A 15,286-nucleotide genomic window follows, 5' to 3' on the forward strand; every position below is an offset into this window, starting at 1 on the left:
CGTCGGTCCGTACCCCTACCAGGAGGAAGAGTTGGTCCAGCAGCAGAAGGCGGCCGGCGCGGGCCCCGTACTGGAGGTCGCGGGGGTGGACAAGGCCTTCGCCGGGGTGCACGCGCTGCGGGACGTGGGCTTCACGCTGCGGCCGGCCGAGGTGCACGCCCTCATCGGCGAGAACGGCGCGGGCAAGTCCACCCTCATCAAGGTGATGACCGGCGTCCACCGCCCGGACCGCGGCACGGTACGGCTGGACGGGCGGGACCGCGACTTCCGCAACCCCCTGGAGGCGCAGGCCGCGGGCATCTCCACGATCTACCAGGAGGTCAACCTCATCCCGCTGATGTCGGTGGCCCGCAACCTCTTCCTCGGCCGCGAGCCGCGCCGCTTCGGCCTGGTGGACGTCGCGGGGATGAACCGGCGGGCCGCCGAGATCCTCGGCCGCTACGGCGTGGACGTCGACGTCACCCGCCCGCTGCGCTCCCTGGGCCTGGGGGCGCAGCAGATGGTCGCGCTGGCCCGCGCGGTCCAGATCGACGCCCGGGTCGTCATCATGGACGAGCCGACCTCCTCGCTCGAACCCCGCGAGGTGGACACCCTCTTCTCCGTCATCCGCGGCCTCAAACGGCAGGGCATCGCGGTGGTCTACGTCAGCCACCGGCTCGACGAGCTGTACGCGGTGTGCGACCGGGTGACGGTGATGCGGGACGGCGCCGTCGTCCACGCCGGCGACATGGCGGGCCTGGACCGGCTCCGGCTCATCTCCCTCATGCTCGGCCGGGAGATGGGCGCCGTCCGGGAGAAGGGCACCACCGCCTTCGACGCCGCCCGCCGCGACGGCGCGGAGGCCGAACCCGTGCTGCGGGCCCGCGACCTGACCGTGCGCCACCGGGTGCACGGCGTCTCGGTGGACGTCCGGCCCGGCGAGGTCGTCGGCCTCGGCGGCCTGCTGGGCGCGGGCCGCAGCGAGACGGCCAAGGCGATCGTCGGGGCCCTGGGCACCGAGAGCGGTACCGTCGAGATCGAGGGGAAGGAGCTGCGCCGCCGCAGCCCCGCCGCCTCGATCCGGGCCGGGGTCGTGATGCTGCCCGAGGACCGCAAGGCCGAGGGCGTCATCCCCAGCCTGTCGGTGCGGGAGAACATCTCGCTCGCCGCGCTGCCGCGGCTGTCCCGGGCGGGCCTGGTCTCCCGGGAACGGCAGGACGAGGTCGTCGACTTCTTCATGAAGCGGCTGCGCATCAAGGCGTCGGGACCGGACCAGAGGGTCGGCGACCTGTCCGGCGGCAACCAGCAGAAGGTGCTGCTGGCCCGCTGGCTGTGCCTGAATCCCAAGGCCCTGCTGCTCGACGAGCCGACCCGCGGCATCGACGTCGGCGCCAAGGCCGAGGTCCAGGCCCTGATCGACGAACTGGCCGCCGACGGCCTGGGCGTGCTGCTCATCTCCTCCGACCTGGAGGAGCTGATCGAGGGCTCGGACCGCGTCGTCGTCCTCAAGGACGGCCATGTCGTCGGCCACCTGGCGGGCGAGGACGTCACCGAGGAGCGGCTGCTCGACGCCCTCGCCGCCGCCCCCGCCCTGTCACCCGACGACCCGGACCCCGACCCCGGCCCCGACGGCCCCGACGGCCCCGACGGCCCCGACGGCCCTGACGGCCCTGACGACCGTGACGACCCGGACCCCGGAGCAGGGGCCGCCGCCCCGGCCGCCGGGCCCGCACCCGCCAAGGAGAACCGGCGATGACCTCCCTCACCTGGAGCGGCCGGGCGGTCCCGGACCGCGCCCGGCTGCTGCGCACGATGCAGGACTACGGCGTCTACGCGGCCCTCGTCGTGCTCTTCCTGGTGGCCGTGGGGCTCGACAGCTCGTTCGTCGAGATGAGCAACATCCGCGTCCAGCTCTTCCAGGTCGCCCCCACCCTGCTGGTCGCGCTCGGCATGGCGCTGGTGATCGGCACCGAGGGCATCGACCTGTCGGTCGGCGCCGTGATCGCGCTGGCCGCCTCCGCCGTCCCGCTCTACGCCGGTTACGGCCTGCCGGGCGTGCTGGCCGTCTCGCTGCTGATGGGCGCCGCCTCCGGCGCTGTCGGCGGCGCCATGGTCGCCTTCGCCCGCGTCCAGCCGATCGTGGCGACGCTGTCGCTGATGATCGGCGTACGGGGCCTGGCCGAGATCGTCAACGGCGCCTCCGCCAAGCCCGTCACCGACGGCGCCCTGCTGGACCTGGGCACGAGCAACGTCGCCGGGATCCCCGAGATGGCCTGGATCGCCGCGGTCTGCGCGCTGCTCACCGGCCTGCTGGTGCGGCGCACCACCTTCGGCCGGCAACTCGTCGCCATCGGCGACAACCGCCCCGCCGCCCGGCTCGCGGGCCTCCCGGTGCGGCGCGTGCTCGTCACCGTCTACGTGATCTCCGGTGTGCTCGCCGCGCTCGCCGGGGTGCTCATCGTCGGGCACGGCGCCGAGGCCGACCCCGCCAACCAGGGCCTCAACATGGAGCTGAGCGCCATCACCGCGGTCGTCGTGGGCGGCACACCGCTCAGCGGCGGCCGGGTGCGCGTCCTCGGCACCGTCGCGGGCGCGCTGTTCATGCAGCTCATCACCGCCGTGCTGACCCAGCACAACGTGCACACGTCCTACACCCAGATGGTCGAGGCCGCGATCATCGCCCTCGCCGTCTACGCCTCGCAGGAACGGGGTGCCCGATGACCTCCACCGCAGCGCCGCCCACCACCACGGCCGCCGCCACCGCACCCCGCGCCACCTCCGGCGAGCGGATCGCCGCCCGGGTGCAGAGACTCGGCGCGCTCGCCGTCCTCGCATTGGTCGTGGCCATCGCCTCGGCGACCTCGTCCACCTTCCCGACCTGGTCCAACATCAGCGGCATCCTCGGCAACAACGCCTTCGTGTGGCTGCTCGCCCTCGGCATGACCTTCGTCATCATGACCGGCGGCATCGACCTGTCGGTCGGCTCGATGTACGCCCTCGGCGGTGTGCTCGGCGCCTACGGCTCCCGGCACGGCACCGCCTTGGCGATCGTGCTGCCACTCGCCGTCGGCGCGGCCTGGGGCTCGCTCCAGGGACTGCTCATCGCCCGCGGCCGGATGGCGCCCTTCATCGTCACCCTCGCCGGGCTGCTCGGCCTGCGCGGGCTGATGCAGGCCGTCACCGACGAGGGCTCCACCACCTACCTGGTCCCGCAGCACTCCGCCTTCCGCTCGCTGGGCGAGGGCGTGTGGACGCCGGTGCTCATCGTCGCGGGCCTGTTCCTGCTCGGGGCGCTGCTGCTCACCCGTACCCGCTTCGGCGCCACCCTCACCGCGATCGGCGGCAACGAGAACGCGGCCGGGCTGCTCGGCCTGCCCGTAGTCCGCGCCAAGACCCTGGTCTACGCGCTGTCCGGCACCCTCGCCGCCGCGGCCGGGGCGCTCGGCGGCGCCCGGCTCGGCTCCGGCGTCACCACGATCGGCGTCGGCTACGAACTGACCGCCATCGCCGCCGTCGTCATCGGCGGCACCCTGCTCACCGGCGGCAGCGGATCGGTCGGCGGCACGGCCTGCGGCGTGCTGCTGCTCGCCGTCATCCACAATCTGATCGACCACTACTTCTCGCAGTACGGATCGGCGTTCACCGACGCCGTCAACGGCGGATTCCTCGCTGTGGTAGTGCTGCTCCAGACCCTGCTCAGCCGCACCCAGCAACTGGAGTGACCGCTCCGGACGCCCGTGCCCGGCGTGCCGGGCCCGGCCGTGACCGCACGGCCGGGCCCGTCCCGCCACCCAGAGCCCGCAAGAAAGGAAAGCCGTGGGCGTCAGCCTCAAAGATGTCGCACTGCGCGCCGGCGTGTCGGTGAAGACCGTCTCCAACGTCGTCAACGACTACCCGCACGTCACACCCACCACCCGGGCGCGGGTCCAGCGCGCGATCGACGACCTCGGCTACCGCCCCAACCTGACCGCCCGCCATCTGCGCAAGGGCCGCACCGGCATCATCGCGCTGGCCATCCCGGAACTGGGCAACCCGTACTTCGCGGAGGTCGCGGGCGCCGTCATCGACGCCGCCGCCCGGCACAGCCTGACCGTGCTGCTCGACCACACCGCGGGATCGCGGGAGAAGGAGGTGCTCGTCACCCGGGGCTTCGGCGCCCATGTCATCGACGGGCTGATCCTCAGCCCGATCCGGCTGGAGAACGAGGACCTCGCCGAGCGCGGCGACGGCCCGCCCATGGTGCTGCTGGGCGAGCGCGAGTACGACGCCCCGTACGACCACATCATGGTCGACAACGTCGGGGCGGCCCGCGCCGCCGTACGCCACCTGCTCGACATCGGCCGCACCCGGATCGCCTACCTCGGCGCCCGCCGGGAGAGCACCCGGCAGCCCGCCCATCTGCGGCTGCGCGGCTGGCGCCAGGCCATCCTGGCCGCCGGGCTGGAACCCGACGAGTCGATGGTCGTGGCCACCGAGGGCTTCGACCGGCGGGACGGCGCCGCCGCGATGGCCGCGCTGCTCGACCGCGAGGAGCGCCCCGACGCGGTCTTCGCCTACAACGACCTGATGGCCATCGGCGCGATGCGCACCCTGGTCGAACGCGGCCTGCGGGTGCCCGACGACGTCGCGGTCGTCGGCTTCGACGACATCGAGGAGGGCCGCTACGGGAACGTGTCGCTCAGCACCGTCTCCCCGGACAAGGCGGCCCTCGCCCGGCTCGCCGTGGACTGCCTCGTCGAGCGCATCGACCGGCGGGACGGCGCGGAACCCCCCGCCCCGCGCCGTATCGAGCCCGGCTACCGGCTCATCGCCCGCGAGTCCACCGCCGTGCGCAGAAGCTGAACCCGCCCCGGCATCCGGGAACCCGCTGATCAGGCGCCTGCCAGGCCCTGACATGCTGGCCCCCTCCCCAGTCGACCGCGGCCGGTACCGGCCGCCCGTACCCGAGGACGACCATGCCCCGTGCCTCCCTCGTCAGCGCGCCCTTCGGCACCGCCCCCGGTGGCGAGACCGTGCACCGCTGGACGCTCCGCTCCCCGAGCGGGGTCAGCGCGGAGGTGCTCACCTACGGCGCCACCCTGCACAGCCTGCGGGTGCCCGACGCCGAGGGGCGGTCCGCCGACATCGTCCTCGGCCTGCCGGGGATGACGGAGTACGCCGCCGAACAGCCCTTCCTGGGCGCGGTCGTCGGCCGCTACGCCAACCGCATCGCGCGCGGCCGCTTCACCCTGGACGGCGCGGTGCACCGCGTCCCCGCCAACGACCGCGGACACGCCCTGCACGGCGGCCCGGACGGCTTCCACCGCCGGCTGTGGCAGGCCCGGCCGGGCCCGCGCGCCGACGACGGCACGGTCTCCCTCGTCCTCGACCTGCACAGCCCCGACGGCGACATGGGCTTCCCCGGCGCCCTCGACGTCAGCGTCACCTACACCCTGGACGCCGACGGCACCCTCGCCCTGGACTACCGGGCCGGCACCGACCGCCCCACGGTCGTCAACCTCACCCACCACGCCTACTTCAACCTCGCCGGAGCCGGCGCCGGGGACGTCCTCGGCCACGTCCTCGCGCTCGACGCGGCCTCCTACCTGCCCGTCGACCCGGAGGCCATCCCGCTCGGCCCCGAGGAGCCCGCGGCCGGCACCCCCTTCGACTTCACCGACCCGCGCCCGATCGGCGCCCGCATCGCCGAGGACCACCCGCAGCTCACCGCCGCGGGCGGCTACGACCACTGCTACGTCCTCGACCCCGCGCCCACCCCCGGCGCCCTGCGCCGCGCCGCCCGCGTCGACGACCCGGCGAGCGGCCGCCGCATGACGGTCTGGACCACCGAACCCGGCCTCCAGCTCTACACCGGCAACAACCTCGACGGCACCCACCACGGCCCGCAGGGCACCCCGTACACCCGCCACACCGGTGTCTGCTTCGAGACCCAGCACTTCCCCGACTCCCCGAACCGCCCCGGCTACCCCTCCACCGTCCTGCGCCCCGCGACCGCCCACCACACCCGCACCGAATTCCGCTTCCCGCACCTGGCCGCCGCGGCGGCGGGGAGTTAGCCGAGGCACATGCCCGGCGGGAAAAGGGATTCCCACCGGGCATGTGAGGGAAAGCGCTTGCTCGGAAAACGCGGATGCGGATCAGGCGTACGTCTCGAACTCGGCCACCTGGGGAGTGCCGGACGACGCGGTGATCTGGAAGGTGATCTTCTTCAACGAGGTCTGCGGGAAGGTGATGGTGCCAGCCCCGCTGCCGGACCTCAGGACCGCGCCGGTGTCGGCGTCCACCAGGTTCCAGGAGCCGATGCGGCCGGCCGCCCCGGCGGACTCGCGGATCACGGCCGAGGACACCGCGGTCGCGGAACCCCACTTGACCGAGACCGAACCGGTCGTGCCGTCCGGCGACCAGTAGGTGGCCGGGTCGCCGTCGCGGACGTTGCCGTAGCTGGTGCCCGAGGCCTTGCTGGAGCCGTCGGCGCCGGCCCCGGCGGCGAGGCTGAGGTTGGCGCCGCCGGGCTGGGTCGGCGGCGTGGTGGGGGAGGACGTGGTGGACGTGCTCGGGGTGGGGGTGGTGGGCGGCGCGGTCGGCGACTGCGTCGCGCAGTTGCCGTCCGACACCCGCAGGCCCTTGCCTGCGCCCGCCGTCTGGGTGACGACCGACGGCACGCAGCTCGCCGGGTCCATGGGGTAGGGGTACGGGATGCTCACCGTCGTGTTCGACTGCGGGTCCGGCCCGGCGGGGTGGTTCTCGGTGCCGTCGGCGGTCCACGTCACGTTGTCGTAGATGTTGCCGCTGACCTGCCAGTAGCCCATCAGGTCGGTGTAGAAGGTCCCGATGACGTCCTTGGAGTCCTTGAAGTAGTTGTTGTCGATCTTCGCGTGGCCGCCGGCCCGGGGGTTGATGCCCGACTTGTTGAGGCTCACGTAGTAGTTGTCGTACATGTGGGCGGTGCCGCCGCGCAGCAGCGGGGCGCGCGAGTCGATGTTCTCGTACAGGTCGTGGTGGTAGGTGATGAAGCTGCTCGACAGGTCGGAGTCGCTGTGCCCGACCAGGCCGCCGCGGCCGGAGTTGCGCAGCGTGCTGTAGGACAGCGTCACGTACCGGGTGTTGTCCTTGAGGTCGAAGAGGCTGTCGTAGCCCTGGTCCTCGCCGCCGGAGGCCAGCAGGCTCACGTGGTCGACCCAGACGTTGTGGACGTCGCTCTCCATGCCGATGGCGTCACCGCCGTTGGAGGTGGGCGAGCCGGACTTCTTGACGTTCTGGACGGTCACGTTCTGGATGACGATGTTGCTGGCCTGCCGTACGTGGATGCCCAACTGGTCGAAGACCGCGCCGGCGCCGACGCCCTCGATCGTGACGTTGCTGATCTGCTTGAGCTCGATGACGTCGTCGGCGGTGCTGCAACTGCCGGACGCCTTGGCGGTGTTGCCGTGGTTGATGGTGCCCTCGACCTGGATGACGATCGGGGTGCCGGTACTCGCCCGGTTGCACAGGGCCGCGTTGATCTCCGCGCCGGTGGTGGCCCGCACGGTCTGCCCGCCCGCGCCGCCCGTCGTGCCGCCGTTCTGGCTCGCGTAGCCGGTGGCGCCGGTCGCCGTCGCCGCGGTCGCCGCCTGGCGGCCTAACAGGACCGCGCCGCTCGCGACCGCGAGGGCCAGTGTCGCGCTGACCGCGCCGAGCCGGAGGGCTGCTGCTCGTCTCATCGTGGTGTTTCTCCTTCCGAAATAAGCCCCCGATTTAGAAAGCGCTTTCTGTTTGCGGTGAGGATAGGGCGGCCTCTGACGGACTGGCAAGGGTTCTGCCGGAAACCGAAAAGGGAAACGGGGAAGGGGAATTACCGGACGGCGGCCGCGTCCGGGCGGTTCCGCCGTGCCGGGCGGTACGGGAACTCCCGCACGGCGTGCTAGTGTTCTGTTAACAGAACGGTGGTGGGGGTGCGATGGACGAGACGCTGGGCGCGCGGCTGCGGCGGCTGCGGGACGAGCGCGGATGCACGCTCTCCGAGCTGGCGCGGCGCAGCGGGATCGGCAAGGGCACGATCTCGGAGCTGGAGAACGACCGGCGCGGCGCCCGGCTCGACACCCTCTTCGCGCTCACCACCGCGCTGGACGCCCCGCTCGGCGCGCTGCTGCCGGACGGACCGTCCGCCGCGGGCCCCCCGGGTACGGGCGCCGTCCGGGGTGACTCCGTCGCGGCGGTGCTGCTCGGCCGCTGGCCGGCCGGACCGCAGCTCGTCGAGGTCTACCGGGCCGAACTGGCCCAGACCCGGCAGGACTCGGCGCCGCACGCGACGGGCGTCGAGGAGACCGTGACCGTGGTACGCGGCCGGGTCCGCGTCGGACCCGCGGGCGGCGAGCGCGACCTCGGCCCCGGGGAGAGCCTGCGCTACCCGGGCGACCGGGCGCATCGCTTCCGCGCGCTCGGCGGCCCCGCCGAGATCGTCCTCCTCATGCACTACCCGGACGGCGGCCCGGAGGACGCCGCCGGATGAACGCCGGACCCCGCGCGGGTCCCGCACGTACCTGCGTACCCGCGCACTCGCGTACCCGAGCACCGAACTACCGCACACCGACACGGCGCGGGCCGACCGACCGGCCCGCGCGGAAGGGACGCTCCACCATGACCGACGACCGGCAACTGCCCGCCCGCAGCCGCATCGTTCAGCAGCAGCTCGAGGACGCGGGGCTGAACGTCCGCGTGCACGAGCTGCCGGACTCCGCCCGTACCGCCGCGCAGGCGGCGGCGGCGCTCGGCTGCCCGGTCGGGGCCATCGCCAGCAGCCTGCTCTTCCTCGCCGACGGCGAACCGCTGCTCGTCATGACGAGCGGGCGGCACCGCGTCGACACCGCGCTGCTCGCGGCGAGCGCCGGGGTGCTGGAGGCCGCGATGGCCTCGGCGAACGAGGTCCGCCGGATCACCGGCCAGGCGATCGGCGGAGTGGCCCCGATCGGCCACCCCGCACCCGTGCGCACGGTGATCGACGAGGCGCTGCGCGAGCATGCGGTGGTCTGGACCGCCGCGGGCACCCCGCACACCGTGATGCCGCTGACCTTCGGCCAGCTGGTGAGCCTGACCGGCGGTCAGCCCGTCAAGGTCGCCGCGGACTGAGCACGCCGCCCTCGCCCGCCGGGCGGACGCGCGCTCCCGGGCCGGTCGGCACCGGCTTTCGCGCCGCGACCGCGCGAACGCGGGCGGTCACGCCCGCCTGCCGCCCAGGCGCCCCGCGAGCCGCGGTTGCCCCCGGCCCCGGGATCCGGTCGCAGGCCGGGCCCAGGTCTCGCGCCGCCCCGCCCGCCCCGCTCACCCTGAGGGCCCGGGGCGCGGTCGCCGCCGGAACCGGACGCGTACGTCGCGACCCCCGCTCACCCCGCCGGTTCGCCCGCGATCCGTCCGCCGGCGGGGGATGTCGCGCCGGGTGCCGGGTCCTTGGCGGGGTGCGGGCGCGGGGTGAGGAGCTGGGCGGCGGCGAGGGCGAGGGCCAGGGCCGCCATCGCGGACCACAGCGGGCCCGGACCCGTACGGGCGAGCAGTTGCGTGCCCAGCAGCGGGGCGGCCACTCCGGCGAAGCCCCAGCAGGTGCCGAAGACGGCGAGGTAGCGGCCGGTCGCGGCGGGTGGGGCGAGGTCGGCCACGAGCGCGTACGCCCGGCCCATGACGAGCAGTTCGCCCAGCCCGCAGGGCACCGTGGCGGCGGCCGCGCCGGGCAGGCCGTGGGCGGCCGCGTAACCGAGCAGCCCGACCGCGAGCAGCAGGTGGCCCGCGACGAGCGCGGTGTGCGCGGGGAGCCCGGCCACCCGGCGCAGGCGCAGCAGCGGTTGCCCGCAGACCACCGTGACGGCGGAGACGGTGAAGAGCACTCCGGCGTCGGCGGTGCGCAGTCCGCGGGCGGCGAGGGAAAGCGGCAGCACGGTGAGGATCTGGAGGTAGAGCAGGGCGTAGCCGGTGCCGAGGGCCAGCATGACCAGCAGTCGGCGGTCCCGCCACGGCGACACGGCGGCCGCCGCCGGGCCGCCGGTGCGGCCCGTCCTCCGGCCGGGCGGGACGGCGAAGTGCACCAGGGCCGCGCACATCAGGCAGCTCACGGCGTCGGCGACGAACAGCCAGCGCAGGTCCCAGCGGCCCAGCAGTGCGGCGAGCAGCCCGGCGCCGATGCCGCCGAGCGCGAGCGCGGCGTTGAAGAGGCTGAACGCCCGCACCCTCCCGGCCGCTCCCGCGAGGTCGGCCAGCAGTGCCTGGCTGGGCGGTTCGTACAGTTCGAAGGCCAGCCCCAGGGCGACGGCGGCGAGCGCGGCCGTGCCGACGGACCGCGCCGCGGCCAGGCCCAGCTGGGCGAGGGCGCAGCCGGTGAGGCCGAGGACGACGGTACGGCGGGCGCCCAGCGAGTCGGCGAGCCGCCCGCCGATCAGCCGGGAGGGGACGGAGGCCAGCCCGAAGGCCGCCGTGACCGCTCCGGCGGAGGCGAGTCCGGTGTGGAAGTCGGTGGTGAGCAGGGCGGCGAGGAAGGGGACGGAGAAGGCGCCGAGCCGGTTCACGACGCGGGCCAGGAGCAGGACGCGGACCGCGCGCGGCAGACCCACCGGAGTACCTCCGTGACTGGCGAAACGGGTATTGTCGGTGACGACGTTACGTGCGAGGGGAGTAACTGGTCAAGTGCTGTTCGACAGTCACATGCAGAGGCTGCTGGAAGCGTCCGTGGCGCTCGTGAACGACCTCACGGACGGCCGCGCGCGCGGCCGCGACTACACCGCGCCACGCGGTCCGGAACGCTGCCGGGCCGTTCGAACCGCGCTGTCCGTACCGGCGCGGCACACCGTCACGCAGACCGAGGCCGACGAGCTGGCCGGTACCGCGCAGCGGCTGCGGGAGGTCTTCGAGGCCGCGGGCGGCGGGCGGCTGGACGACGCGGCCGAGACCCTCAACGCGCTGCTGCTGGCCCGCGGCGCCCGGCCGCAGCTCGACCGGGACCCCGACCGCGGCTGGCAGCTGCACTTCCACGGCCGCGACGACTCGCTCGCGGTCGGCTGGGGCGCGGGCTGCGCCACCGGCCTCGCCGTCCTCCTCGGCGGCGGCCTCGCCGGGCGCCTCGGGGTGTGCGCGGCCACCGCCTGCGACCGCGTCTACGTCGACACCTCCCGCAACTCGGCCCGCCAGTTCTGCTCCACCGCCTGCCAGAACCGCACGAAGGCGGCCGCCTTCCGCGCCCGGCAGACCGGCTGACCGCGCCCCGCGCGGGGCCCATGTCGCCTGTCCGGGCGCGCAGACCCGGCGGGTCCGCCCGGGGCGGCCCAGGATGAGGAGTGCCCGGGGGTTTCCCGGCGCGCCCGCGGCGGCGCGCCCGCGCGCCCCGCCGTCCCGCGTGCGAGGGAGAGGCATGACCGACAACGACACCGAGGCCACCGCGACGATCGAGCCGCACGACGACGGCGCCGCGCCCGCCCGGCGGGCCGGGGAGCGCGAGCCGGGCCGTCCCGCACCGGCCGACCTGCGGCGCGTCGGCCTGCACCCCGACCACTGGTATCCCGTCGCGCTCTCCCGCGAGGTGCGCATCGGCAAGGCCGTCGCGACCGCCTTCGCCGGGGAGCGCATCGCCCTCTACCGCGGCCGCAGCGGCTCCGTGCACGCCCTGGAGGACCGCTGCGCCCACCGCCAGGTGCCGCTGAGCATGGGTGTGGTGGACGGCGACACGCTGCGCTGCTGCTACCACGCCTGGGCCTACCGCGGGGACGGGCGGATCTCGCAGATCCCGTACCTGTCCAAGGGCGACGCCCGGCCGCCGCGCGGCGTGCGCGGCTACCCCGTCCGCGAGGCCTACGGCATGGTCTTCGTCTTCCCCGGCGACCCGGCCCTGGCGCAGACCGCGACGCTGCCGCAGCTGCCCGCGTACGGCCCGGCGGGCTACCGGACCATGACGTACTCGCGCACCGTGCGCTGCCACTACTCCTTCATGCACGAGAACCTGCTCGACATGAACCACCAGTTCCTGCACCGCGGTGTCGTCGGCAGGCTGCGCCCGCGGCTGCTGGACACGCGCACCGGCCCGCGGTCGGTCGAGGCCCGCTACCTCTTCCGGCACGAGGGCGGCAAACGCAACCGCGGCGCCGGGCTGCTCGCCCGGGAGGGCCTCGGCGGATCCGACTCCAGCGACGTGATGACCATCCGCACCGAATACCCCTACCAGACCCTCGACCTGGTCCCCGAGGGCGCCGAGCGCCCGGCCTTCCGGCTGTGGGCGGCCTACGTCCCGGAGGACGCCGAGCAGCGCACCTGCCACGTCTACGGGCTGCTCATGATCGAGAAGCCGCGCGTCCCGGGCGTGCTCCAGCTGGCCTGGCCGCTCATCCGGCGCTTCACCGAACGCGTCTTCGCCGAGGACCGGATGGCCGTCGAGGCCGAGCAGCGCGCCTGGGACGAGCAGGGCGAGGACCGCAACCACGAGGTCTTCCCGCTGATCCTGGACGTCCGCGAGGTGCTGCGCCGCAACGGCGTCCCGCTGGAACCGCGCCCCGCGGGCGCCCCGGCCTGCGCGCCCTGCACGTCCTGAACGGCCCGTACCCCCCCTCACCGCAAGGAGCACGACGCATGCGTATCGGAATCATCGGAGCAGGCCACATCGGCTCCACGCTCGCCCGCCACTTCGCCGCGGCCGGCCACCAGGTCGCGCTCGCCAACTCCCGCGGTCCCGAGACGCTCGCGGGCCTGACCGCCGACATCGGCGGCGGGGTACGGGCCGTCACCGCCGCAGAGGCCGCGGGCTTCGGGGAGGTGGCCGTCGTGAGCATCCCCTACGGGCGGATCGACGAGCTGCCGCGCGCCGAGCTGAGCGGAAAGATCGTCATCGACACCTGCAACTACTACCCGCAGCGCGACGGCCACGAGGCCGACCTCGACGACGGCGCCACCACCTCCAGCGAGAAGGTCCGCGCGGCCACCGGCGGCGACGTGGTGAAGGCCTTCAACGCCATCTTCTGGGAGAACCTGCGCGACCGCGGCCGCCCCGAGGGCGACCCCGAGCGGCTGGCCATCCCGGTCTCCGGGGACGACGCCGAGGCCAAGAAGGTGGTGGCCGGCCTCATCCGCGAGATCGGCTTCGACCCGGTGGACGCGGGCCCGCTCGCGGCGGGCGGCCGCAAGCACCAGCCCGGCACCGACGTCTACACCGCCGAACTGCCCGCCGCCGACCTGGCCGCGGCGCTGCACGCCGCCTGACGCCGCCGCGCCCGAGCGGGCTACGGCGCCGTGTCGCCGGGCGCGTAGACGGTGACGACCACCCCGCTCGGCGCAGGGCGCACCTCCACGGTCTCGAACGCGGCCGGTGCGAAGCCGTCGGCGAAGAGCCGGTGGCCGGAGCCCAGCACGATCGGGTGCACGCACAGCACGTACTCGTCGACGAGGCCGTGCGCCGCGAGCGAGGCGACCAGCGCCCCGCTGCCCATGACGTGCAGATCCCTGCCCGGCGCGCGCCGAAGGGCGGCCACCGCCGCCGGTACGTCACCGCCGAGCAGCGTGGAGTTCGGCCACGGCAGCGGATCGGCCAGGGTGCGCGAGGCGACGTACTTCGGGGCGGCGTTGAGCGCCTCGCGGAAGGGGCCGCCCTCGGTGTTCCAGTGGCCCAGCACGTCCTGGTAGGTGCGGGCCCCGAGGAGGAAGCCGCTGCCGGCGGACAGCCGCTCGGCCCAGACCCGGGCGACCGTCTCGTCGCCCGCGCGCTCGGCGGCCCAGCCCCCGGCGGTGAAGCCGCCGCGGGTGTCCTCGTCGGGGCGGCCCGGCGCCTGGACGACGCCGTCCAGGGTGATGTGGTCGATGACGACGATCCTCATGGCACTCCCGCTCCCCGGCCGTTCCGGGGGAGGCGGTCTCCCGCGGCTGCGGGCCGGACGCCCGCCTTCATGGTGGACCGCACTACGCCCGGGACCTCGTCGCCGCGCGCACCCGGGCCGCCGCCGCGCCCCCGGCGCGCCCGCTCAGGCGGCCTCCGCGCCCTCCGGCGCGCGCGGCGCCTGCTGCGGCGCCGGGCCGGTCCGCGCGTCGTAGGCCATCAGCGCGGGCAGCGACGCCGCCAGCAGGCCGACCGCGGCGACCCCGGCGAGGCCGCCGGACCACACCGACGTACGGGCCGAGGTCATCGCGGCGACCGCACCCGAGCGGACCTGGCCGAGCTGCGGGCCGACCGAGTACGACAGCAGCTCGATCCCGGCGAGGCGGCCGCGCAGCGCGTCCGGGATCGTCTGGTTCCACATCGTGCTGCGGCCGATACCGCTGATCATGTCCATTCCTCCGGCCAGCGCGAGGAAGAGCAGCACGAGCCAGATCTGCCGCACCCAGCCCGCACCGGCCATCGCCGCGCCCCACCCCGCGGCCGCGAGGACCACCATCCGGCCGTGCCGGTGCACCCGGGTGGCCCAGCCGCTCGTCAGGCTGACCAGCAGCGAGCCCACCGACCCGGCCGCGTACATCAGGCCCAGCGACCAGCGGGCGTGCAGGTCGTCGGCGAGGAAGGGGTAGATCGCGGCCGGATAGGCGAAGAACATCGCCGCCAGGTCGATCGCGTACGTGCCCAGCAGTTCCTTGCGGCTCCACGCGTAGCGCGCGCCCTCCGCGATCCCGCGCAGCGAGGGCCGGGCGGCGTCGTGCGCGGCGGGGGAGCGGCGCAACCCCAGACCGAGGCACACCGACACCGCGAAGGTAGCGGTGTCGGCGGCGTAGGCCCACTCCAGCCCGGCCCAGGCGATCACCAGCCCGGCCAGCGACGGCCCGGCGATGGCCCCGACCTGGTAGCGCAGGGCGTTCAGCGCGGCCGCCGCCGCGAGCTGGTCGCGCGGCACGATCCGCTGCACGATCGCGTCCAGCGCCGGGCGCTGCAGACCCGTCAGCGCGCTGGACAGCGCCGCCACCACGTACAGCGGCCACACCCCCGGGTGCGGCAGCAGCGTGTTGACCAGCAGCGCCGCCGACAGCAGGCCCTGCGCCGCCTCGCTCGCGTTGATCAGCAGCTTGCGGTCCATGGCGTCGGCGAGCGCCCCGCCGTACAGCCCGAAGACGACCAGCGGGACCAGCTCCACCGCGCCGATCGCGCCGACCGCGGCCGCCGATCCGGTCAGGTCCTTGACCTGCACCGGGAGCGCCACCAGCGTCAGGAAGCTGCCGAAGGTGGTGATCACCCCCGCCAGCCACATCAGCCGGAAGTCACGCGAGGTGCGCCAGGGCGTCACGTCCGGCAGCAGCGCCCGCAGGCGGCCGGTGCGCGGAGGGGTGTCGTCTTTTTCCACAGCCGTGCATCGTCCCTGGTCACGGCGGCCGGACGCAAAGGCTT

General features: G+C 74.5%; 14 protein-coding genes. 10 read left to right on the top strand and 4 right to left on the bottom strand.

Going from position 1 to position 15,286, the window contains the following annotated elements:
* The first annotated feature begins 31 nt into the window (after positions 1 to 31).
* From ACH4PY_RS30145 to ACH4PY_RS30165, 5 genes are all read left to right on the top strand, one after another.
* Entirely contained in the window at positions 32 to 1,735 is a 1,704-nt protein-coding gene (locus ACH4PY_RS30145; protein ID WP_398189871.1) for a sugar ABC transporter ATP-binding protein, read from the top strand.
* Complete coding sequence (locus ACH4PY_RS30150; RefSeq protein WP_398189875.1) at positions 1,732 to 2,700, top strand: ABC transporter permease; 969 nt, start codon at positions 1,732 to 1,734, stop codon at positions 2,698 to 2,700. The genes ACH4PY_RS30145 and ACH4PY_RS30150 overlap by 4 nt, the downstream gene beginning before the upstream one ends.
* Complete coding sequence (locus ACH4PY_RS30155) at positions 2,697 to 3,701, top strand: ABC transporter permease (protein WP_398189877.1); 1,005 nt, start codon at positions 2,697 to 2,699, stop codon at positions 3,699 to 3,701. Before ACH4PY_RS30150 ends, ACH4PY_RS30155 begins: the two co-directional genes overlap by 4 nt.
* Positions 3,702 to 3,795: 94 nt before the next feature.
* On the top strand, positions 3,796 to 4,821 hold the full coding sequence (locus ACH4PY_RS30160; RefSeq protein ID WP_398189880.1) for a LacI family DNA-binding transcriptional regulator: 1,026 nt from the start codon (positions 3,796 to 3,798) through the stop codon (positions 4,819 to 4,821).
* Positions 4,822 to 4,934: 113 nt separating this feature from the next.
* Positions 4,935 to 6,035, top strand: a complete 1,101-nt coding sequence (locus ACH4PY_RS30165; protein WP_398189883.1) for an aldose epimerase family protein — start codon at positions 4,935 to 4,937, stop codon at positions 6,033 to 6,035.
* Between the two features lie 81 nt (positions 6,036 to 6,116).
* On the opposite strand, the gene ACH4PY_RS30170 is transcribed toward ACH4PY_RS30165, so the two are convergent.
* Complete coding sequence (locus tag ACH4PY_RS30170; protein WP_398189886.1) at positions 6,117 to 7,679, bottom strand: polysaccharide lyase family 1 protein; 1,563 nt, start codon at positions 7,677 to 7,679, stop codon at positions 6,117 to 6,119.
* 236 nt (positions 7,680 to 7,915) lie between these two features.
* On the opposite strand from ACH4PY_RS30170, the gene ACH4PY_RS30175 reads away from it, so the two are divergent.
* Positions 7,916 to 8,467, top strand: a complete 552-nt coding sequence (locus tag ACH4PY_RS30175) for a helix-turn-helix domain-containing protein (protein ID WP_398189889.1) — start codon at positions 7,916 to 7,918, stop codon at positions 8,465 to 8,467.
* Between the two features lie 128 nt (positions 8,468 to 8,595).
* On the top strand, positions 8,596 to 9,084 hold the full coding sequence (locus tag ACH4PY_RS30180; protein WP_398189892.1) for a YbaK/EbsC family protein: 489 nt from the start codon (positions 8,596 to 8,598) through the stop codon (positions 9,082 to 9,084).
* Positions 9,085 to 9,338: 254 nt separating this feature from the next.
* On the opposite strand, the gene ACH4PY_RS30185 is transcribed toward ACH4PY_RS30180, so the two are convergent.
* Entirely contained in the window at positions 9,339 to 10,553 is a 1,215-nt protein-coding gene (locus ACH4PY_RS30185; protein ID WP_398189895.1) for an MFS transporter, read from the bottom strand.
* Between the two features lie 73 nt (positions 10,554 to 10,626).
* On the opposite strand from ACH4PY_RS30185, the gene ACH4PY_RS30190 reads away from it, so the two are divergent.
* The 3 genes from ACH4PY_RS30190 to ACH4PY_RS30200 all read left to right on the top strand — a co-directional run bounded on the left by ACH4PY_RS30190 (position 10,627) and on the right by ACH4PY_RS30200 (position 13,182).
* Positions 10,627 to 11,193: a CGNR zinc finger domain-containing protein gene (locus ACH4PY_RS30190; RefSeq protein WP_398189898.1), complete on the top strand. Its 567-nt coding sequence runs from the start codon at positions 10,627 to 10,629 to the stop codon at positions 11,191 to 11,193.
* 154 nt (positions 11,194 to 11,347) lie between these two features.
* Positions 11,348 to 12,517, top strand: coding sequence for a Rieske 2Fe-2S domain-containing protein (locus ACH4PY_RS30195; RefSeq protein WP_398189901.1), 1,170 nt, complete (start codon positions 11,348 to 11,350; stop codon positions 12,515 to 12,517).
* Between the two features lie 38 nt (positions 12,518 to 12,555).
* Positions 12,556 to 13,182, top strand: a complete 627-nt coding sequence (locus ACH4PY_RS30200; protein WP_398189904.1) for an NADPH-dependent F420 reductase — start codon at positions 12,556 to 12,558, stop codon at positions 13,180 to 13,182.
* A 20-nt stretch (positions 13,183 to 13,202) separates the two neighbouring features.
* On the opposite strand, the gene ACH4PY_RS30205 is transcribed toward ACH4PY_RS30200, so the two are convergent.
* Positions 13,203 to 13,793 carry a dihydrofolate reductase family protein gene (locus ACH4PY_RS30205; protein WP_398189907.1) on the bottom strand — a complete coding sequence of 197 codons (591 nt, stop codon included), beginning with the start codon at positions 13,791 to 13,793 and terminating at the stop codon, positions 13,203 to 13,205.
* A 144-nt stretch (positions 13,794 to 13,937) separates the two neighbouring features.
* On the bottom strand, positions 13,938 to 15,242 hold the full coding sequence (locus ACH4PY_RS30210; RefSeq protein ID WP_398189909.1) for an MFS transporter: 1,305 nt from the start codon (positions 15,240 to 15,242) through the stop codon (positions 13,938 to 13,940).
* Between the last annotated feature and the right edge of the window lie 44 nt (positions 15,243 to 15,286).

Source organism: Streptomyces sp. NPDC021224 (assembly GCF_044332905.1).
Lineage (GTDB): Bacteria > Actinomycetota > Actinomycetes > Streptomycetales > Streptomycetaceae > Actinacidiphila.